Below are 21518 nucleotides of genomic sequence, written 5' to 3'. Positions count from 1 at the left end.
CGCGTCAGGGTGACGGGCAGGGCAGGCGCCAGGCGTCCAGGGTGCGGTTCTTGCGGATCGAGGCGAAGCCGTAGCCGACGCTCGTCACGCAGAAGTCGGTGGTGTCGCCGGTGTACTCGACGTGGAACACCGGCTTGCCGGCGTCGACGAAGGGCAACAGCTTGTCGCACCGGCCAAGCCGTACGCACTCCTCGTTGACGGCGAAGTCGAAGTCCGGTGCGAGCGCGGCGACCTGCGCCAGGTCGCCGAGCAGGCCGGGGGAGAGGCCGAGCGAACGGGCCAGCGTGGCGACCCGGCGGTTGAACGTCAACTGGTCGTCGAATTCCAGCGCGAAGCCGGACCGGTGGTCGTAGCCGTCGGCGTCGGCGAACACCACCGCGCCGAAACCCTTCCCACGGCAGAGCCGGAACCGGTCGGCCAGCACCGGCCGCAGGACGTCCCACCGGCGTACGTCCAACCAGACGCGCCCGCTGCGCGCGATCGTCGCGCCGCGTACCCGTGCCGGGTAGCGGCTGGCGTCGGGGTCGGTCGGACGCACCGACCCGATGTGCACCTGGCAGACCAGCCGACGGTCCCGGGAGCGCAGCTCGGCGGTCTGTGCGGCGGTGGTGCCGACCGGGTCGAGGACGAAGACGTCCGCCTCGACGTCCGGATCGAGCACGCCGTCCAACTGCCACTGCCACTGCCAGTGCCGCGCCGAACTGGTCGGCCAACTTGTCGGCGCCCCGGGCGGGGTGAGGTCAGGCCGGCAGGCGGCAGCCGTGACCAGCAGCGTGAACGTCAGACCGGCCGGCAGCGCCCGGCGGTGCATCCACCGCGCCGGTCGCCCGCCCAGGCCGTACCGCATCGCCAGCTCCGCAGGTCGCGGGGGCGGCGTCGGGCCGCCCGAGCCGGTACGCCGGGTCTCGGCGTACCCACCCGGTCAAACGAGCGCAGACCCGACAAGGACTCGCGCTCAGCGTGGTGCGGCGAACACCTGCGTCCAGTACGGGCCGTTGCTGCTCGCCACACCGACGCCGATCTCGGTGAAGGCGCAGTTGAGGATGTTGGCACGGTGTCCGTCGCTGTTCATCCAGGCGTCCATGACGGCCGCCGGAGTCCGCTGGTTCCAGGCGACGTTTTCGCCGTACGTGCGCCAGGCGTAGTCGACCCGATCGATCCGGTCGCCGGGATCGCTACCGTCACTGCCGGTGTGCGACATGTTCTTGTGGTCGGCCTGGTCCTGGCTGTGCCGCTGGGCCGCGGTCATCAGCTTGTCGTCGATGCTCAGGGCGCCGCAGCCGGCCTTCGCCCGCTCGGCGTTGACAAGCGCGACCACCTCGGCCGCCTCCGAGGCGACGTCGCCGGAGGAGGACGGAGCGGCGGAGGCCGCCCGGCTCGGGCTGCCCTGGCGTTCGGCGCTGAGCCGGGAGGGGGCCGTGCTGCGCGAGGGCGCGGGCTTGGGCCGGGTCGTCCGACTCGGTGACGGCGACGCCGTCGCGGCGCTGGGGGAGACGCTGGGGCTGGGAGTGGCGCTCGGGCTCTGGCTCTCGGGCAGGTCCAGCGCCAGTTCCTGATCCTCTTCCGGCACGGCGGGCGCGCTGGCGACCGGTGCCTCGCCGGCCGTGGAGTTGGTGGGGGTGTCGTCACCGGGCAGCGCGAGGGCCGCGACGCCGATGCTCACCACGAGGGTGGCGGCTGCGGCGGCGCCGCCCATCACCAGGGGGCGCGGCAGCCGGCGGGACCGACGGGCCGGGGCGGTCGGTTCGAGCGCCGGCTCGTCGACCCCGGCCACCTCCCGGTGCCCGGTCTGCGGCCCGTAGTGGGGAACGACGACCGGCTCGGCGTACGCACTGCTCCGGTCGGAGTACCCGACTGCCTGATCGGTGTACCGATCGAGCCGATCATCGTAGGCGTACGAGCTGTCCTGCGGCGACGCGTGGTGCGTGGGCCAATCGGCGGCATGGACGGCGGTGCGGTCGTCGTCGCGGTGGTGCCGCCCGGGCCCCTGGTGGAACGAGCCGGTCTCCGGGTGGAACGAGCCCGAGGTGTCGTGGTGGAACGAGCCCGAGGTGTCGTACCAGTGCTGCCCCGTCGCCGGGTACGGCTGCTCCGCCGGCTGGTACGTCTCCGTCGCCTGGTAGGACTGCGTGGCGTCGGACCGCCACTGCTCGGTCGGCTGGTCGCGGTACCACCCGTCGGACGGGTCCTCCGGATCGTCGCCGAACAGGTAGGACGACCGTGGCGCCGGCCGGTCGGTCAACCAGGCCGGGTCGTCGGTCGGTGGTTCGGCTCGCCGCGGGGTGTGCTCCGGGTCGATCGGATCATTCCAGCCGTGCACGCCTGTCGCCTCCACGGGTCAGTTACGGGCCGGGGTGACGCTACGTGTTGTGTCTGAGCAGCAGCAATCTGGCTAAGGAAGAGTTAAGAGGAGCCTGTACGTCCGGGTGAGGTATTCAGCGATTCCGGAGCGTAGAGTCGGGGCGTCCGGACAGAGCGTGTCCGCGCCTCGTGGCAGTCCCCCGAGACGGGTGTGGCCGACGCCGAGATGATCTACGGCCTGCGTGAACTTGACGAAGCAGGGGCTGTCGGCTCAATATGGTGATGTCGCCAGTCGCGCCCGGCCATGCCCAGAAATTGTGGGAATGGTAGTCGCGTTCACAGGGGCGCGCGTTGGCCGGCCTCTCCGGCAGCGCACATCAAGGAGTAAAAATGGCGAAGGCCCTCTACGGCCACGTAGGTGCGGCGCCCGACCGGCGCCTGCTCGACGAGGTCACCCGACTGCGTGCCAGGGTTCAGTCACTGGAGTTCGAGGTCACGCGACTGCGTGCCGAGAACGATCGGCTCGCGGCGGCTGCGGCGGAGGCAGACGATCTGCTTCGTCTGGCCGAGCCCGCGCTGACCTGACCTACCTGGTCCGCACGAGCGACTGGACCCACCGGTCGCCGCACGAGCGACTGGACCCAACCGGTCGCCACAACTGAATAGCACCACCGCACCGAGCGCGCCGACACGATGTGCCGGCGCGCAGCTTTGTGCGTAGCCGATCGCATCGGCCGTTCGGTGCGACGTGTGGTCCGGTCGGTGTCCGGCGGCCGGCAGGTGGGTCGCGTCGGGTGCGCCACCCGGTCCCGGGTTAGTCTGCGGGTTTACCAGGGTCCGCGCAGCCGGGCGACGGTACGGCGGCCACCGGACGAGAGTCGAGAAGGTGCATCTCAAGAGCCTGACGGTGAAGGGCTTCAAGTCTTTCGCCTCCGCGACGACGCTCAAGCTGGAGCCGGGGATCACCTGCGTGGTGGGCCCGAACGGCTCCGGCAAGTCAAACGTCGTCGACGCCATCGCCTGGGTGCTCGGCGAGCAGGGCGCCAAGGCGTTGCGCGGCGGAAAGATGGAAGACGTCATCTTCGCCGGCACCGCCGGGCGCGCCCCGCTGGGCCGAGCCGAGGTGACCCTCACCATCGACAACACCGACGGTGCGCTGCCGATCGAGTACACCGAGGTCTCCATCACCCGCCGGATGTTCCGCTCCGGCGAGAGCGAATACGAGATCAACGGCGACTCGTGTCGACTGCTCGACATTCAGGAACTGCTGTCGGACTCCGGCATCGGCCGGGAGATGCACATCATCGTCGGGCAGGGGCGGCTCGACGGGATGCTGCACGCCAAGCCGGAAGACCGGCGGGCGTTCATCGAGGAGGCGGCCGGCGTCCTCAAGCACCGCAAGCGCAAGGAAAAGGCGCTGCGCAAGCTCGACGCGATGCAGACCAACCTCAACCGGCTCACCGACCTCACCGTCGAGCTGCGCCGACAGCTCAAACCCCTCGGACGGCAGGCCGAGGTGGCCCGCCGGGCCGCGGTGATCCAGGCCAACCTGCGCGACGCCCGACTGCGGCTGCTCGCCGACGACCTCGCCACCCTGCGGACCACCCTGGACAAGGAGATCGCGGACGAGACCGCGCTTCGGCAGCGCCGCGAGCAGGTCGAGGCGGAGCACGCCGAGGTGCAGTCCCGCCTCGGCGAGTTGGAGGAGGCGCTGGCCTCCGATGCCCCGCTGCTGGCCGCCGCCCAGGACACCTGGTACAAGCTCTCGGCGTTGCAGGAGCGGTTCCGCTCGATCGAGCAGCTCGCCGTCGAACGGCTGCGGCACCTGACCGCCACGCCGGACGACGAGCGCCCGGGCCGCGACCCGGAACAACTGGAGGCCGAGGCCGAACGGGTCCGCGAACAGGAGGAGGAACTGCGCGCGGCGCTCACCGACGACCAGGTCCGGCTCGCCGAGGCGGTCGAGCACCGCCAGGAGCTGGAGCGGCAGCTCGCCGCCGCCGAGCGGGAACTGGTCGCCGCCGCGAAGGCGATCGCCGACCGGCGGGAGGGCCTGGCCCGGCTGACCGGGCAGGTGAACTCCGCCCGGGCGCGGACCACAAGCGCCGGGGAGGAGATCGAGCGGCTCGCCGCCGCGCACACCGACGCGATGGCGCGCGCCGAGCGGGCCCAGGCGGAGCTGGACGCGGTCGCCGAGCAGTCCACCGAGGCGGACCGGGACAACGCCGACCTGGACGCCCGGCACGCCGAGGCCGTCGCCGCCCAGGAACAGGCACAGGCCACGGTCCGGTCCCTGTCGGACGCGGAACGGGCGGCGGAGAAGGACGCCGCCACCTGGAAGGCCCGGGAGGAGGCGCTCGCTCTGGGCCTGCGTCGCAAGGACGGCGCTGGGGCCCTGCTGGCCCGTGCCGACCAGGTACCCGGCCTGCTGGGCGGCCTCGCCGGCCTGCTCACGGTGGCTCCGGGCCACGAGGCGGCGCTCGCCGCGGCGCTCGGCGGGCTGGCCGACGCGGTCGCGGTGACCGGCGTGGACGAGGCCGTCGAGGCGATGCGGCTGCTGAAGATCTCGGACGCCGGGCGGGCCGGACTGCTCGTCGGCAGCCCCGCCGGGCCGGGAATGACCGGCTCGGCCGACGCATTGCGTCCGAAACTGCCCGACGGTGCCCAGTGGGCACCCGACCTGGTCGACTGCGACGCGCAGATCCGGCCTGCGGTGTACCGGGCGCTGCGGGACGTGGTGCTGGTGGCGGACCTGTCCGCCGCCGCCGAGGTGGTCAGCGCACATCCTGAGCTGCGAGCGGTCACCCGGGAGGGTGACGTGGTGGGCGCGTACGCGGCGGCCGGCGGGTCGGCCAAGGCACCGAGTTACATCGAGGTGCAGGCGGCCGTCGAGGAAGCCCGGGCCAATCGGTTGGCCGCCGAGCGGACCAGCGCCGACCTGCGGGAGCAGCTGGTCGAGGCGCGTGCCGAGGTGGCCAAGGTCAAGGAGGCGGTGCAGCACGCCGCAGCGGCCAAGCGGGAGGCGGAGAGCCACCGCAACGCCGCGGCACGCCGGCTCGCCGAGTTGGGTGCCGCCGCTCGGTCGGCAAAGGCGGAGACCGACCGCCTCGGCGAGTCCCGGTCCCGTGCCGAGGCGGCCCGGGAACGGGACCTGACCACCCTGGCCGAGCTGGAGGAGCGGCTGCGGTTGGCCGAGGCCACCCCGATCGACGCGGAACCCTCCACCGAGGAACGCGACCAGTTCGCCGCCATGGTGCCGCAGGCCCGGCAGAACGAGATGGAGGTCCGGCTCGCGGTGCGTACCGCCGAGGAGCGGGTCGCCTCGATCGCCGGGCGGGCCGACTCGCTGCGTCGGCAGGCGGGTGCCGAGCGGGCGGCCCGGGAACGGGCGGCGGCCCGGCGCGCGGCGCGGACCCGGGGCGCCGCCATCGCCCGTGCGGTGGCCGGTGGCGCGCGGACGGCGTTGACCCAGCTGACCAGCAGCATCGCGCAGGCCGAGGAGCACCGCGACGCGGTGGCGCGGGAACGGGCCACCCGCGAGGCGGAGCTGCAGGAGGTGCGGGCCGCCGCGAAACGGTTCGGTGCGGAACTGGAACGGCTCACCAGTCAGGTGCACCGGGACGAGGTCGCCCGCGCCGAGCAGCGGTTGCGCATCGAGCAATTGGAGGCCAAGGCTGCCGAGGACTTCGGCCTGACCGTCGAAACCCTGGTCGCCGAGTACGGCCCGAGTCAGCTGGTGCCGCCCACCGAGGCGGAGGTGGCCGCCGCCGAACGGGACGGTCTGCCGGTGCCCGAGCCGGTCCGCTACGAACGCCCGGTGCAGGAGAAGCGGGCCGCCAAGGCCGAACGGGAACTCGCCCTGCTGGGCAAGGTCAACCCGCTCGCCCTGGAGGAGTTCGCGGCGCTGGAGGAGCGGTACAAATTCCTCTCCGAGCAGTTGGAGGATCTCAAGGCGACCCGGCGGGACCTGCTCACCGTGGTCAAGGATGTCGACGAGCGGATTCTGGAGGTCTTCGCCAGCGCCTTCGCCGACACCGCCCGAGAGTTCGAGCAGGTCTTCACCGTGCTGTTCCCCGGTGGTGAGGGCCGGCTGATCCTCACCGACCCGGACGACCTGCTGACCACTGGTGTCGAGGTCGAGGCCCGCCCGCCGGGCAAGAAGATCAAACGGCTGTCGCTGCTCTCCGGCGGTGAGCGGTCGCTGACCGCCGTGGCGATGCTGGTGGCGATCTTCCGCGCCCGGCCGAGCCCGTTCTACATCATGGACGAGGTGGAGGCGGCCCTCGACGACGTGAACCTGGGCCGGCTGATCACCCTGCTGGCGCAACTGCGGGAGAAGAGCCAGCTGATCGTCATCACGCACCAGAAGCGGACGATGGAGATCGCTGACGCGCTCTACGGTGTGACCATGCGCGGCGGGGTGACCCAGGTGATCAGTCAACGGCTCAACCGGGCCGACGGGGATGACGAGCGGCAGGGCCGCGGCGAGGAGAACGGGTAGTGGCTCGGGAACGCGCGACGGCGCTCCTGGTGGATTTCGACGGTGTGCTGCGGCGCTGGGATCCGGCGGTCGCCGCCGGCGTGGAGCGGGAGTACGGCCTCTCCGCCGGTGTGCTCGGCGAGATCGCCATGCAGTGGGGGCGGCTGCAACCGGTGCTCACCGGCCAGGTCAGCCACGCCGACTGGATGACAAGCGTGGCCGACGCGCTCACGCCGTCCGTGGGTGACGCCGAGCGGGCGCGTGCGGCGGTGGCGCAGTGGCAGCGCTATCGCGGTGAGGTCGACCCGGAGGTGCTCACGTTCGTCCGCGAGGCGAGGGCCGCCGGCATCCGGGTCGGGCTCGGCACCAACGCCACCGACCTGCTCGACGCCGACCTGGCTGCGTTGGGGCTCACCGACGAGTTGGACGTGGTGGTCAACTCCTCGGCCATCGGGGTGCACAAACCGGCACCCGAGTACTTCCAGGCCGCCTGTGCGGCGCTGGACACGCCGCCGGCCCGGGTGCTCTTCGTCGACGACGAGGACCGGGCGATCAGCGGGGCCCGGGCCGCCGGGCTGTCGGCGTACCGCTGGAACGGGCCGGCCGACCTGCGCTACCTGCGCGCCGTCCTGGCCGGCTGAGCCGGCGCCGACCACCTTCCGCACCCCGGGTCGCGGCAAGTCGCGGTGTCCCGCCGACGGGTGACCGCGACGTGCCGCAACCGGTGCCGACCAGCCAGGCTCTCCCTCACTCGCCGACGACGCCGTCGATGCGTTCCCGGATCAGGTCGGCGTGCCCGTTGTGTCGGGCGTACTCCTCGATCATGTGGACGTAGACCCAGCGCAGGTTGAACGTGCGTCGTTTCGGGCCCACCTCGGTGAACGTCTCGTCGAGCGACCGACCGACGACGGCGGCGCGGGCCAGCGCCACCTCCCGGTGGAAGGTGGCGAAGTCCGCCTCGGCGTCGGCGGCGCTGACGTCGTGATCGGCGTCCGGATCGTCGGGCGTGTAGTAGGGGTAGTCCACCGGCTCACCGGCGAAGTTCTCCCGGAACCGCCACGCCTCCACCTCGGCCAGATGCCGGACCAGCCCGAGCAGGGTGAGGCCGGACGGCTCGACGCTGGCGGTGCGCAGCTGCTCGGCGGTGAGGCCCGCGCACTTGAGCAGCAGGGTCTGCCGGTGATAATCCAGCCAGCCCTCCAGCATGGTGCGCTCGTCGCCGACGTAGGGCTCAGGGGTCCGGTCGACCGCCGGTGCTGTCCATGTCATCCGGGGATTGTGGCCCGAATGTCTGACAACCGACGACAGCTTTTCGGCTCCTTCAGCGACCGTCGGCGAGCCGGTGCCGGGCGACCTCCCGCAGGTGACCGTCACCGGTGGTGCCCTCGATGACCACCTCGGCCCCGCGTCCGGCGTGGGTGAGTGTCGCCACCGCGTTGCCGAAGTAGGGCCCCGCCAGCTTGCGCCACTTGACCAGCGCGCGGCGAACCCCGGCCGTGCGGGCCAGGGCACGGGCCGCCCCGGCCGGGCCCCGCGCCCACCCGAGCCGCATCAGCGGGCGCATCCCGGCCGGCACCTGGTTGTGGATCGGCGAGCAGGTGAGCTGATGCACCGGTGTGCGTACACCAGGGTCGGCGAACCTGACTCTGGCCACGTACGAGTGGTGCACATCGCCGGAGAGCACGCTTATCGACGCCGGTGGCGGGTACGCCGGCCCGGCGCCCTTGCGGTCGTCGGGTGTACCGGGTGCGCCGGCGCCGATGCGGGCGAACAGCTCCGCCAGCGCGTCGAACGAGCGACGGAACGCTGCCCAGTGCTCCAGATCCAGCGCGCGGCGCAGCCGTTCGCCCAGGCCGGCGACCCATGGCCGGGGCGAGTCCGCCAGCTTCTCGTTCCACGTCTCGACGTGGTGGATGCCGGGCGGCAGCAGCCAGGGCAGCGAGGAGCCGACCACGAGGTGGTCGTAGCCACCGTGGGCGCGGTCGAGGAACCACGACCACTCCCCGGGCGGCAGCATCGCCCGCCGACCGGGTTGCAGCACCCGGCTGCACCGGTTGTCGAGCATCACCAGCCGGGTGCGTCCCAGGTCGAGCGCGTAGCTCCACTGGTACTGCACCGCCCGCCAGCGCTCGGTGTCGTGGGCCAGGTCGGCCTCGGTGTCCACCCGCGCGCCGAACTCGCGCAGCACCCCGGTGGCGTCCTCCGCCGCGCTCACCTTGGCGAAGACCGGGTCCGCGGCGATCTCGTCCGGGGAGAGGTTGCCCAGGTGCTGGTACACCCAGTAGGAGGCCAGCCCGCTGGTGATCCGCTCGGCCCACCACGGCTGTTCGCGCATCTCGGCGCGCCAGGAGGCCGAGGTGTTCCAGTCGTCGATGATCTCGTGGTCGTCGAAGATCATCACGGTCGGCAGGGTGGAGAGGAGCCAGCGGATCTCCGGGTCGCGCCACGACTCCAGGTAGAGCTTGGTGTACTCGTCGAAGCTGACCACCTGGTCCTTCGGGGCACCCTCCGGACGTCGCCGGCGGCGGCGCAGCAGGCGCTTCACGGTCGGCGAGGTCTCGTCGGCGTAGACCTGGTCGCCGAGCAGCAGCAGCAGGTCGGGCAGGGCCGCCGGGTCCGGGTCGGCCATCACCCGCCGGGCGTACGCGTCGAGCGCGTCCGGTGGCAACTTGCGGGTGGTCGCGTGCTGGGTGGTCTCCCGACAGGAGCCGAAGAGCAGCCGGACCGGCTGGTCCCGGTCGTCGGTGGCCCGGGTACGGATGACGCTGGGCGGGAAACGACTCTCCGGCTGCGGCCAGACCACCTCGTCGTCGATCAGCACCTCGTACGCCGTCGTGCTGTCCGGGGTGAGCCCGTCGACCACCACCAGGGCGTAATGGTGGTCGTACGCGCTGAAGGTGGGGGCGGTGCCGGTGGCGCCGCGCGCCGTGCGGACGGTGACCACAGTCGGTGTCGTGGTCTCCACCCAGACCGTGGCCCGAGTGCCGACGACCCGGCGCAGCAGGGGGCCGATGAGCAGCTCGGCGGGCATACGGGACCTCCAGACGAGAGAACTTCATCCTTTACTACCCGGCCGGCGGCGCACCACTGCCAACTGTGGCCGAGACTACCGCCGCTTCCTGGGCGGACACCGCGAGCGGTCGGGCGGCCGGGAACCGCCGCGCCCGGCGGGAGCGGTGGCTGAGACGTGATCGCCGGCATCTGACAGGATTCCGGCATGACGGATTACCTCCTCATCGCTCTCGCCCTGCTCGGTCTGCTGATACTCGGCGGCATCGGGCTGGTCGTGCCGCGGCTGCGTCGACGGCCGCAGCCGCCGTTGCCGCGTACGGAGGTCGACACCCGGGCGGAGGAGGACCTCGCCGGCCCGCCGGTGCAGGCACCGGAGGCCGATCTGTCCACAGGTGTCCTGGTCGAGCCGCCGGTCGAGGCACCGGCACCGACCGTCGAGGTGCCCGAGCCGACCGCCGGCCGGCTGGTGCGGCTGCGCTCCCGGCTGTCGCGATCGCAGAACGTGTTCGGCAAGGGCCTGCTCGGCCTGCTCAGCCGGGACCGGCTCGACGAGGACGTCTGGGAGGAGATCGAGGACAGCCTGATCACCGCCGACGTGGGCGTCGACGCCACCCGGGAGATCGTCGACCGGCTGCGGGAGCGTACCCGGGTGCTGGGTACCCGGTCGGTGGCCGAGCTGCGGTCCCTGCTCGCCGCCGAGCTGGTCAACGCGCTCGACCCGGGGCTGGACCGGTCGCTGCACACCGCTCCGAAGGAGGGCGTGCCGGCGGTGCTGCTCGTGGTCGGGGTCAACGGCGCGGGCAAGACCACCACCTGCGGCAAGATCGCCCGGGTGCTCATCGCCGACGGTCGCAGCGTGCTGCTCGGCGCCGCCGACACCTTCCGGGCCGCTGCCGCCGACCAGTTGCAGACCTGGGCCGGGCGGGTCGGGGCCGAGACCGTCCGTGGCCCCGAGGGCGCCGACCCGGCCAGCGTCGCCTTCGACGCCGTCAAGCGCGGCATCGAGACGGGCGTGGACACGGTCCTCGTCGACACCGCCGGCCGGTTGCAGAACAAGATCGGCCTGATGGACGAGCTGGGCAAGGTCAAGCGGGTGGTGGAGAAGCACGGCCCGATCGACGAGACACTGCTGGTGCTCGACGCCACCACCGGTCAGAACGGGCTGGAGCAGGCGCGGGTCTTCACCGAGGTGGTGAACGTCACCGGGGTGGTGCTGACCAAGCTCGACGGCACCGCCAAGGGCGGCATCGTCATCGCCGTGCAGCGCAAGCTCGGCATCCCGGTGAAGCTGGTCGGCCTCGGCGAGGGCCCGGACGACCTGGCACCCTTCGATCCGGCGCAGTTCGTCGACGCGTTGCTGGGTACCGAGTCCTCCGGTCAGACCGCGTAACCTCGGGTGACCAGAGACGATCGCGCGTACGCGGGCTGGCGCGACCCGAGCCACCCGTCGCAGCGCCTCGGGAGACCGTACGTGACCTCGCAGGAGATCCCGCTGCACGGCGGGAACGTGAGCACCGTGGTGCGGGTCGGTGACACGGTGCGGCGCAACGCCGGGCCGTGGACCCCGTCGGTGCACGCCCTGCTGCGTCACCTGGAGTACGTCGGATTCACCGGTGCCCCTCGTGCCCTCGGCATGGACGAGCGCAACCGGGAGGTGCTGTCGTACCTGGAGGGGGAGTGCGGGGAGTACCCGCTGGCCCCGCACTGGGTCACCGACGAGGCGCTGGTCACCGTCGCCACCATGCTGCGGATGTTCCACGACGCCCAGTACGGTTTCGTGCCGCCGCCGCAGGCGGTGTGGCGCTCGTTCGGCCCACCGCCGCCGGACACCGAGGTCATCTGCCACCACGACGCGGCACCGCACAACGTGATCTGGCGGCCGGACGGCACCCTCGGGCTGATCGACTTCGATCTCGCCTCGCCCGGTGCCCGGATCTACGACGTGGCGTACGCCGCGTGGACCTGGGTGCCGATCTTCTCCGACCGGGACTCCATCACCCTCGGCTGGAAGCGCCCGGACCGGCCGCGTCGGTTGCGGCTCTTCGCCGACGCGTACGGGCTGATTCCGCGCGACCGGCACCGGCTGATCCGGACCATCCGCAAGCGGATCGTCGACCACGTCGAGGGCATCCGTCGGATGGCCGCCGCGGGGGAGCCGGCCTTCGTCCGGATCGTGCACAAGGGCCACCTACGCCGGCCGATGCGGGATCTGCGGTTGCTCGACTACGAGCGACACGCCCTCGAGCACGCCCTGCGCTGAGATCTGCGGGTCTCCCGGCGGTCTCTGGGCCGTCGGGGGGATAGACCGGCACCAAATGGCCGATCCACCCCCGTCGAAGCGCTGAGGTGTGCGTCTTTCTTCACACGTCCGAAACAAGCCGTCACGGTTCGGAAACCAGCCGGGGACCCTTGGTGAAACAGCGGACTACCAGGCTTCCGCGCAACCGGCGTACGGGCGATGCTGCGCGGTGCCGGGAGGGAGGGAGAAAACAACCCGAGAGGAGGCAGCGTGCCGGAGCTAGATTCTGGTGCCACCGCCTGGATTTTGACTTCAGCCGCGCTGGTGTTGCTCATGACGCCCGGCCTGGCGCTGTTCTACGGGGGCATGACCCGGTCCAAGTCCGTGCTCAACATGATGATGATGAGCTTCGGGGCGATCGGCCTGGTCAGCCTGCTGTGGGTGTTCTACGGCTACAGCATCGCGTTCGGTGAGGACGTCGGCGGGATCACTGGTGATCTTTCCGCCGCCGGTCTGCGCGGCATGCTGGAGAGCGGGACCGAGGGTGGCATCCCCGACCTGCTGTTCGCCGGTTTCCAGTTGATGTTCGCCGTGATCACCGTCGCGCTGATCAGCGGCGCGATCGCCGACCGGGCCCGGTTCGGCCCGTGGCTGCTCTTCGCCGGCCTGTGGGCCACCCTGGTCTACTTCCCGGTGGCGCACTGGGTGTGGGGCGGTGGCTGGATCTTCGAGCTGGGTGTGCTCGACTTCGCCGGCGGCACCGCGGTGCACATCAACGCCGGTGCCGCGGCGCTCGCCCTGGCGCTGGTGCTCGGTCGCCGGGTGGGCTGGCCGAAGGACAGTTTCAAGCCGCACAACCTGCCGATGGTGCTGCTCGGTGCCGGCCTGCTGTGGTTCGGCTGGTTCGGCTTCAACGCCGGGTCGGCGCTGGCCGCCAACGGCACCGCCGCGGTCGCCTTCATCAACACTCAGGTCGCCACCGCCGCCGCGGTGATGGGCTGGCTGCTGGTGGAGAAGCTCCGCGACGGCAAGCCGACCACCCTCGGTGCGGCGTCCGGCGCCATCGCCGGCCTGGTCGCCATCACCCCGGCCTGCGCCTTCCTGGAGCCGCTCGGCGCCATCGCGCTCGGCGTCATCGCCGGTGTCGTCTGCGCGCTGGCCGTCGGCCTCAAGTACCGCCTCAAGTACGACGACTCGCTCGACGTGGTCGCCGTGCACATGGTCGGCGGCATCATCGGTTCGCTGCTCATCGGCTTCCTGGCGATGGAGGTGCTGGCCGGTGAGGGCAACGACGGTCTGCTCTACGGCGGTGGGATCACGCTGCTGGGCAAGCAGGCCCTCGGTTCGGTGGCCGTGCTGGCGTACTCGTTCGTGGTCGCGTACCTCATCGGCTTCGTGATCGACAAGACCATCGGCTTCCGCGCCAGCGCCGACGCCGAGGTCGAGGGCATCGACAACGCCGAGCACGCGGAGAGCGCGTACGAGTTCAGCTCCACGGGTGGTGGCGGTGGCGCGTTCGCCGCCGCGGGCATCGGCACCTCGGCGGCGTCGTCGAAGACCGAGCCCACCGAACCGGTAAGCGAAAAGGTCGCCGGCTAACGTTTCGGGAATGGAGGGGTTGGACATGAAGCTGGTGACCGCGGTCATCAAGCCGCACCAGTTGGACGCCGTCAAGGAGGCCCTGCACACGCTGGGCGTGGCCGGTCTGACGGTGAGCGAGGTCCAGGGCTACGGGCGGCAGAAGGGCCACACCGAGGTCTACCGGGGCGCCGAGTACACCGTCGAGTTCCTGCCCAAGATCCGGGTGGAGGTGCTCACCGACGAGATCGACGTCGAGAAGATCGTCGACGCCGTCGTGTCGGCCGCCCGGACGGGCAAGATCGGTGACGGCAAGGTCTGGGTGACCGCCGTCGAGGAGGTCGTCCGGGTCCGCACCGGCGAGCGCGGCCTGGACGCACTGTAGGGCGATGATCGATGACCTCGTTGACCAGTAGGACAGCCTCGGAACCCCCCGGTAGCGCTGACCTCCTGGTCAACGAGGTCGTCGGCGTACCGGCCGGGGTCGGCGCGACGGCGCGTCGGGCCCGGGCCGACGCGTACGACGCCTGGCTGGCCCGGCTGCTGCCGGACCGGCCGGGCGTCGCGCTGCTCGCGGTCGGCGGCCTTGGCCGGCGGCAGTGCGCTCCCTACGGCGACCTCGACCTGGTGCTGGTGCACGCCGGAGTGCCCGGCATCGACGAACTGGCCGCCGCCCTCTGGTATCCGATCTGGGACGCCGGGCTGCGGCTGGACCACTCGGTCCGGACCGTCGCCGAGGCGCTGTCGGTCGCCCAGGACGACGTCAAGGTGGCCCTCGGGCTGCTCGACGCCCGGCTCGTCGCCGGTGATCCGGACCTCGCCGACACGCTGGTGCGCAGCGCCACCGACCACTGGCGGCGCACCGCGGTCCGCCAACTCGCGCCCCTGCGGGAGAGCACCGCCGCCCGCTGGCAGGCCCACGGCGAACTGGCCCACCTGCTGGAGGGCGACCTGAAGGAGGCGGCCGGAGGGTTGCGTGACGTCGGCATCCTGCGGGCCATCGCCACCGCCGGGATCACCGACGCGCTACGACCCGCCGTGCACGCCGCACACCTGCGGCTGCTGGACACCCGGGACGCGTTGCACCAGCAGGTCGGCCGGCGCGTCGACCGGCTGCTCGCCCAGGAGCGCGACGGGGTGGCCGCCCTGCTCGGCTTGCGTCGGACACCGTCCGGCGTAGCCGAGGGCGTTCCGCCGGGCGGGGTGCCGCCGCAGCCGGCCGGCGCGTCACCGGACCAGCGGTCCGGCCCCGCGCCGCGTCCCGAGGATGGCGACGGTGACACCCTGCTGCGTCGGGTCGCCGGTGACGCCCGGACCATCAGCCACGCCCTGGACGACGCCTTCCGCGCCGCCGACCGGTTGCGTTCCGGTCGCCGTCGGGGCGCCGACGGCAGGCCGCTGCGCCGCCCGGTCGCCCGGGACGTGGTCGAGCACGACGGCGAACTGGTGCTGGCCCGCACCGCCATCGGCGCCCGCCCCGACGCCAGCCTGTCGCTGCGGGTGGCCGCCGCCGCGGCGACCACCGGGCTGCCGATCGCCCGGGCCACCTGTGAGTGGCTGGCCGCGTACTGCCCGCCGCTGCCGACGCCCTGGCCGGCCGAGGCCCGCGCCGCCCTGACCACGCTGCTCGGTGCGGGCGCCGGCATGATCCCGGCCTGGGAGACCTGCGACCGGTACGGGCTGATCGACGGATGGTTGCCGGAGTGGACCCGGCTGCGCAGCCTGCCCCAGCACAACCCGGTGCACCGGTTCACCCTGGACCGGCACCTGGTGCAGACGGCCGCCGAGGCCAGTCGGCACACCCGCGACGTGGATCGCCCCGACCTGCTCCTGCTCGGCGCGCTCCTGCACGACGTCGGCAAGGGGCTCCCCGGTGACCACAGCGTGGTGGGCGCGCCGATCGCCGAGGGGATCGCAACCCGGATCGGCCTACCGGCCACCGAGGCGACGCTGATCGGCACGCTGGTCCGGCTGCACCTGGTGCTGCCCGAGGTGGCCACCCGGCGGGACCTGTCCGACCCGGTCACCATCGCCCGGGTGGCCGAGTCGGTAGGCGATGTCACCACCCTCGACCTGCTGTACGCGCTGGTGCGCGCCGACGCCGCCGCCACCGGCCCGGCCGCCTGGTCGGACTGGAAGGGCCGGTTGATCGCCGAGCTGGTCGCCCGGGTCCGCACCACCCTCGACACGGGCGACGTACCCGCCCCGCCGGCACCGGACCCGGCGCTGGTGGCCGGGCCACTGCCGGTCGTACACCTGACCGGGGACCGGGTGGCGGTGGCCGCGGCCGATCGTCGGGGCCTGCTCGCGACGGTGGCCGGTTGCCTGGCCCTGCACCGGCTGGAAGTGCTCGCCGCCGACGCCTCGACGGTGGACGGACGGGCCCTGGTGCAGTGCCGGGTGCAGCCACGCTACGGACTGGCCCCGGATCCGGTGGCGCTGAGCGCCGACCTGCGCCGCGCGGTGCGCGGTGACGTGTCGGTGACCCAGCGGCTACGCGGTCGGGCCCTGGCCGCACGGGGGGCCGGGGCCCAACCGCGGGTGGTCTGGCACCGGGACGCCGCCACCGACGCGGTACTGCTGGAACTGCGTGCCGCCGACGCCGCTGGCCTGCTCTACCGGGTGACAAGCGCGCTCGACGCGGCCGGCGCTCAGGTCCGGGCGGCCCGGATCGCCACCCTCGGCGGCGACGTGGTCGACGCCTTCTACCTGGTCGGTGGCTGGCCCTCCCAGGAGGAACGGGCCCGCCTGGAGGCCGCCGTCCTCGCCGCCGTGTAGCGGCCTGCCTGGCTCCCGCGCCGGATCTGTGGCAGTAAAGGTGTCAACTGACCGGCGTGTCGGATACCGCAACTGCCACAGATCGTGGCGCCCGGGCGCTCGCGGGGGCTGGGCGGGCGGGAGCGGGGGTGTGGGTGGCGGGCTACCCTAGCGGTGGTCGGACAGCTCACCCGGCCTCGCTCGTGCTCATCGGAACACTGACAAACGGGATGTTCGCGTGTTTGACACCTTGAGTGACCGCCTCTCCGGGATCTTCACCAAGCTCCGCGGCAAGGGACGTCTCACCGACGCCGACATCGACGCCACCGCGCGCGAGATCCGCCTCGCGCTGCTGGAGGCGGACGTCGCGCTGCCGGTGGTCAAGGGCTTCATCGCGAACGTCAAGGAGCGGGCGCGCAGCGCCGAGGTCTCGCAGGCGCTCAACCCGGCCCAGCAGATCATCAAGATCGTCAACGAGGAACTGATCGCCGTGCTGGGCGGCGAGGGGCGACGGCTCCAGTTCGCCAAGCAGCCGCCCACCGTGATCATGCTCGCCGGTCTTCAGGGCTCCGGTAAGACCACGCTCGCCGGCAAGCTGGCCCGCTGGCTCAAGGCCCAGGGGCATCAGCCGCTGCTGGTCGCCGCCGACCTGCAACGTCCCAACGCCGTCGGGCAGCTCCAGGTGCTCGGTGGCCGCGCCGGTGTCGAGGTGTACGCCCCGGAGCCCGGCAACGGCGTCGGCGACCCGGTGCAGGTGGCCAAGGCCTCCATCCAGCACGCCCGCCGGGCCGCCCGGGACGTCGTCATCGTCGACACCGCCGGCCGGCTCGGCATCGACGCGGAGATGATGCAGCAGGCCGCCGACATCCGCGACGCGGTCAACCCCGACGAGGTCGTCTTCGTCATCGACGCGATGGTCGGTCAGGACGCGGTGCGGACGGCCGAGGCGTTCCGGGACGGCGTCGGCATCACCGGCGTGGTCCTCTCCAAGCTCGACGGCGACGCCCGTGGTGGTGCCGCGCTGTCGGTCCGTGAGGTGACCGGGCAGCCGATCCTCTTCGCTTCCACCGGCGAGAAACTGGAGGACTTCGATGTCTTCCACCCCGACCGGATGGCCAGCCGGATTCTCGGCATGGGCGACGTTCTCACTCTGATCGAGCAGGCCGAGGCGGCCTTCGACACCGATCAGAAGGAGAAGATGACCGCCAAGCTGATGGGCGGCGAGCAGTTCACCCTGGAGGACTTCCTCGACCAGCTCATCGCGGTACGCCGGATGGGGCCGATCGCCAACGTGCTGGCCATGATGCCGGGCATGGGGCAGGTCAAGGACCAGCTCGCCGAGCTGGACGACAAGCACTTCGATCGGATCACCGCGATCATCCGGTCGATGACCCCGGCCGAGCGCACCAACCCGAAGATCATCAACGGCTCCCGCCGGGCCCGGATCGCCAACGGCTCCGGCGTGACCGTGATGGACGTCAACCAGCTGCTCAACCGCTTCACCGACGCGCAGAAGATGATGAAGCAGATGGGCGGCATGATGGGCCTGCCCGGAGCCGGGCGGCGCAAGGCGACCAAGTCGCCGAAGAACAAGCGCAAGGGCACCAAGGGCGGCAACCGGCCGCGCAGTGGTGCCGGCACCCGGGGCGTGCAGGGTGGCTTCCCGGGCGGGATGCCGCAGTTGCCACCGGGAATGAGCCCCGACGACCTGGCCGCCGGTCAGGGCCTGCCGCCCGGCTTCAAGCTGCCGAAGATCGACTTCAACAAGTTCGGCAAGGACGGCAAGCCGCCGCGCTGAGCGTGTCGGTGACGGTGGGTGGCGTCGTCGGCGCTTAGGGTGATGCCGCCCCTGGAAGGAGGAGTCATGACCGTGGCCCCCATGCTGCCCATCCCACCCGAGCGCTCGGAGTGGACGGTCGACGACCTCGGCGAGCTGCCGGAGGACCTTCCGTACGAACTGGTCAACGGAAGGTTGATCGTGCCGTCGCCGACCGCCCTGCATCAGGACCTCTGTGTCCGGCTACTACTCGCGCTCGAGGACAACTGCCCACCCGACTACCTGGTCAGCATCGACCTGTCGATGCGGATCGACAGGCGCAACGAACCCCGACCCGACGTGGTCGCCATCCGCCGCGAGCACGCCAACCGATCGCCCGTCCCGGTCGAGGACGCGCTGCTCGCCGTCGAGGTCATCTCGCCCACCTCGACCTTCCGTGACCTGTACGACAAGGCCAAGGTCTACGCCCACGCGGGGGTCCGGTCGTACTGGGTGGTCGACCCGCTGCACGAGAAGATGACCTTGACCGAGTACGCCCTCAGCGCATCCGGAGACTACGAGGTCACCACGCACACCGAGGACCTCTTCGTGACCGAGCGACCGTGGAAGGTGTCGGTCGACCTGCCCGCGCTCACCGTGCGGCGAGCCGGGCTTCTGGCGCGCGACGGGCAGTGATCGGGTAGGACTGTGCGCATGGCTCTGCATGTGCGCGGTGTGCTCCTGCCCGACGACGAGGTCCGGGATCTGTGGCTGGTCGGCGACCGGGTCACCTTCGACCCGGTGCCCGGCGCGGAGACGGTCGCCGACCGCGGCTTCATCCTGCCCGGCCTGGTGGACGCGCACTGCCACATCGGCATCGCCCGGGGCGGCGCACCGATCACCTCGCTGGACCAGGCGCGTGCGCTGGCGCGGATCGACCGGGACGCCGGCGCCCTCGCCCTCCGGGACGCGGGATCGCCCTTCCCGTACCCGGAACTGGACGACGAACCCGACCTGCCCCGGCTGATCCGGGCCGGCCGGCACGTGGCGCCGCCCAAGCGATACCTGCGCGACATCGGCGTGGAGGTCGGCGCCGCCGAGGTGGCCGCGACCGTGGCGGAGCAGGCCGCCGCCGGCAACGGCTGGGTGAAGCTGGTCGGCGACTGGATCGACCGGGGCGTCGGTGACCTGGCACCGGCCTGGGACGCCGACACGATGACCGCCGCCGTGGCCGCCGCGCACGCCGCCGGGGTACGCGCCGCCGTGCACACCTTCAGCGAGTCCGCGGTGGAGATCATGGTGCGGGCCGGGGTGGACTCGGTCGAGCACGGCACCGGGCTCAGCCTCGACCTGATCGACCTGATGGCCCGGCAGGGCACCGCGCTGATCCCCACGATGATCAACATTCGTACCTTCGGCCACATCGCCGACCAGGCCCGGGCGAAGTTCCCCGGGTACGCCGAGCACATGCTCGCCCTGCGCGACCGCTTCCCGCAGGTGGTGCGGTCCGCGTACGAGGCGGGTGTGCCGATCTATGTCGGCACCGACGCCGGTGGCGGCATCGACCACGGCCTCGCCGTCGAGGAGATGCTCCTGCTGCACGAGCAGGCCGGAATATCCACCCTGGACGTTCTCGCCGCCGCCTCCTGGGGGGCCCGCGCCTGGCTCGGACTTCCCGGCCTCGTCGAAGGCGGCCTGGCCGACCTCGCCATCTACCCCGAAGACCCCCGGCAGGACCTCACCACCCTCCACACCCCCACCCGCCTCATCCTCCGCGGCCACCCCCTCCCCTGACCCCGCCCCCGGGCCCCCGGCCCACACCCCGCGTTGATCAAGAAGTTTGCGTCTACCGCAGCGCCGAATCCGACGCAAACTTCTTGATCAACGCGAAGGTGTGGGCTCGGCGGTGGGGTGGGTTGGGCGTGGGTGGCGGGGGGCGGGCGCATAGGATGTGCGGTCATGGCGCGCGTGCTTACTCCCCGGGCTGAGGACTTTCCTCGCTGGTACCAGGATCTGATCGCCAAGGCGAAGCTGGCCGACAACGGGCCGGTGCGAGGGACCATGGTGATCCGACCGGCCGGCTATGCCATCTGGGAGCGGATGCAGGCCGAGATGGACGACCGGATCAAGGCGGCCGGCGCGGAGAACGCCTACTTCCCGCTGTTCATCCCGGAGAGCTACCTCAAGCGCGAGGCCGAGCACGTCGAGGGCTTCTCACCGGAGCTGGCTGTGGTCACCCACGGTGGTGGCAAGCAGCTCGCCGAACCGGTCGTGGTGCGACCCACCAGCGAGACGGTCATCGGCGAGTTCATGGCCAAGTGGATCGACTCCTACCGTGACCTGCCGCTGCTGCTCAACCAGTGGGCCAACGTGGTCCGTTGGGAGCTGCGTCCCCGGGTGTTCCTGCGGACCAGCGAGTTCCTCTGGCAGGAGGGGCACACCGCGCACGCCACCCGGGAGGACGCGCGCGCCTACGCCCGCAAGATCCTGCATGAGGCGTACGAGGACCTGATGGTGAGCGTGCTCGGCATCCCCGTGGTGGTCGGGCTCAAGACCGCCCGCGAGCGTTTCGCCGGGGCAACCGCCACCTACACTTGCGAAGGCATGATGGGCGACGGCAAGGCGCTCCAACTCGGCACCAGTCACGAGCTGGGTCAGAACTTCGCCAAGGCCTTCGACATCAGCTACTCCTCGGCCGAAGGTGGCCGGGAACACGCCTGGACGACCTCCTGGGGCACCTCGACCCGGATGCTCGGCGGCCTGATCATGTGCCACGGCGACGACAACGGGCTGCGGGTGCCGCCGCGGCTGGCGCCGACCCAGGCGTACGTCATGGTGGTCAAGGACGGTGACGGAGTCACCGAGGCGGCGGCCAAGCTGCGCGACGCGCTGCGGGACGCCGATGTCCGGGTCGCGCTCGACGACCGCACCGACACCCCGTTCGGCCGCCGGGCCGTCGACGCCGAGCTGCGCGGCTATCCGGTACGCGTCGAGGTCGGTCCCCGCGACCTGGCCGCCGGCAACGCTGTGGTGGTCCGCCGTACCGACGGCTCGAAGGCACCCACGCCGGTGGCGGACGTGGTCGGTGCGGTGCTCGCCGCCCTCGACGCCGACCAGCGGGCGCTGCACGACCAGGCGCTCGCCTTCCGTGAGTCGCGCACGGTCGACGTGGCGACGCTGGACGAGGCGCTGGAGGCGGCAACCACCGGTTGGGCCCGCGTCCCGTGGTCGGCGGTCGGCGTCGACGGCGAGGCGAAGGCCAACGCCCAGGGCGTCACCGTCCGCTGTTTGGTCCGTGCCGACGGCACCGTCCCCGACACCGAGGACGAGCCCGACCTCATCACCATCCTCGCCCGCGCCTACTGACCCCACCCCCGGCCCCCGCGGCCCCGCCG

16 protein-coding genes are annotated in these 21518 nt (G+C 71.8%); 12 read left to right on the top strand and 4 right to left on the bottom strand.

Annotated elements, in window-relative coordinates:
- Positions 1–4: 4 nt before the first annotated feature.
- Entirely contained in the window at positions 5–847 is an 843-nt protein-coding gene (locus tag Vse01_RS15200) for an endo alpha-1,4 polygalactosaminidase (protein ID WP_093401711.1), read from the bottom strand.
- Positions 848–955: 108 nt separating this feature from the next.
- Positions 956–2320: a CAP domain-containing protein gene (locus tag Vse01_RS15195; RefSeq protein WP_093401710.1), complete on the bottom strand. Its 1365-nt coding sequence runs from the start codon at positions 2318–2320 to the stop codon at positions 956–958.
- A gap of 371 nt (positions 2321–2691) precedes the next feature.
- Between Vse01_RS15195 and Vse01_RS15190 the strand changes: the two genes are divergently transcribed.
- The 3 genes from Vse01_RS15190 to Vse01_RS15180 all read left to right on the top strand — a co-directional run bounded on the left by Vse01_RS15190 (position 2692) and on the right by Vse01_RS15180 (position 7422).
- Positions 2692–2886 (top strand): hypothetical protein, encoded by a 195-nt coding sequence (locus tag Vse01_RS15190; protein ID WP_093401709.1) that lies wholly within the window; start codon positions 2692–2694, stop codon positions 2884–2886.
- A 301-nt stretch (positions 2887–3187) separates the two neighbouring features.
- Entirely contained in the window at positions 3188–6802 is a 3615-nt protein-coding gene (gene smc / locus Vse01_RS15185) for a chromosome segregation protein SMC (RefSeq protein ID WP_093401708.1), read from the top strand.
- Complete coding sequence (locus Vse01_RS15180) at positions 6802–7422, top strand: HAD family hydrolase (protein ID WP_093401707.1); 621 nt, start codon at positions 6802–6804, stop codon at positions 7420–7422. The genes smc and Vse01_RS15180 overlap by 1 nt, the downstream gene beginning before the upstream one ends.
- A gap of 106 nt (positions 7423–7528) precedes the next feature.
- On the opposite strand, the gene Vse01_RS15175 is transcribed toward Vse01_RS15180, so the two are convergent.
- On the bottom strand, positions 7529–8050 hold the full coding sequence (locus Vse01_RS15175) for a DinB family protein (RefSeq protein WP_093401706.1): 522 nt from the start codon (positions 8048–8050) through the stop codon (positions 7529–7531).
- 52 nt (positions 8051–8102) lie between these two features.
- The gene (locus tag Vse01_RS15170; RefSeq protein ID WP_093401705.1) at positions 8103–9812 is read right to left on the bottom strand and encodes an alkaline phosphatase D family protein; all 1710 of its coding nucleotides are present in this window, start codon (positions 9810–9812) and stop codon (positions 8103–8105) included.
- A 186-nt stretch (positions 9813–9998) separates the two neighbouring features.
- On the opposite strand from Vse01_RS15170, the gene ftsY reads away from it, so the two are divergent.
- The 9 genes from ftsY to proS all read left to right on the top strand — a co-directional run bounded on the left by ftsY (position 9999) and on the right by proS (position 21489).
- A complete protein-coding gene (ftsY, locus tag Vse01_RS15165) occupies positions 9999–11183 on the top strand; it encodes a signal recognition particle-docking protein FtsY (protein ID WP_093401704.1) in 1185 nt (394 codons plus the stop codon).
- Positions 11184–11189: 6 nt separating this feature from the next.
- Positions 11190–12053, top strand: coding sequence for an aminoglycoside phosphotransferase family protein (locus Vse01_RS15160; protein WP_170863284.1), 864 nt, complete (start codon positions 11190–11192; stop codon positions 12051–12053).
- 312 nt (positions 12054–12365) lie between these two features.
- A complete protein-coding gene (locus Vse01_RS15155) occupies positions 12366–13631 on the top strand; it encodes an ammonium transporter (RefSeq protein WP_232511052.1) in 1266 nt (421 codons plus the stop codon).
- Positions 13632–13656: 25 nt separating this feature from the next.
- Positions 13657–13995 carry a P-II family nitrogen regulator gene (locus tag Vse01_RS15150; protein WP_166458079.1) on the top strand — a complete coding sequence of 113 codons (339 nt, stop codon included), beginning with the start codon at positions 13657–13659 and terminating at the stop codon, positions 13993–13995.
- A gap of 11 nt (positions 13996–14006) precedes the next feature.
- Positions 14007–16388 (top strand): [protein-PII] uridylyltransferase, encoded by a 2382-nt coding sequence (locus Vse01_RS15145; RefSeq protein WP_093401700.1) that lies wholly within the window; start codon positions 14007–14009, stop codon positions 16386–16388.
- A gap of 217 nt (positions 16389–16605) precedes the next feature.
- On the top strand, positions 16606–18165 hold the full coding sequence (gene ffh / locus Vse01_RS15140; protein ID WP_093401699.1) for a signal recognition particle protein: 1560 nt from the start codon (positions 16606–16608) through the stop codon (positions 18163–18165).
- A gap of 66 nt (positions 18166–18231) precedes the next feature.
- Positions 18232–18819, top strand: coding sequence for a Uma2 family endonuclease (locus Vse01_RS15135; RefSeq protein WP_093401698.1), 588 nt, complete (start codon positions 18232–18234; stop codon positions 18817–18819).
- Positions 18820–18837: 18 nt separating this feature from the next.
- Positions 18838–19917, top strand: a complete 1080-nt coding sequence (locus Vse01_RS15130) for an amidohydrolase family protein (RefSeq protein ID WP_093401697.1) — start codon at positions 18838–18840, stop codon at positions 19915–19917.
- Between the two features lie 165 nt (positions 19918–20082).
- Entirely contained in the window at positions 20083–21489 is a 1407-nt protein-coding gene (gene proS / locus Vse01_RS15125) for a proline--tRNA ligase (RefSeq protein WP_093401696.1), read from the top strand.
- The last annotated feature ends 29 nt before the right edge of the window (positions 21490–21518 follow it).

Origin of the sequence: Micromonospora sediminimaris (genome assembly GCF_016863575.1) — a bacterium.
GTDB lineage: Bacteria > Actinomycetota > Actinomycetes > Mycobacteriales > Micromonosporaceae > Micromonospora > Micromonospora sediminimaris.
This window is presented reverse-complemented; position numbering and strand designations above follow the sequence as displayed.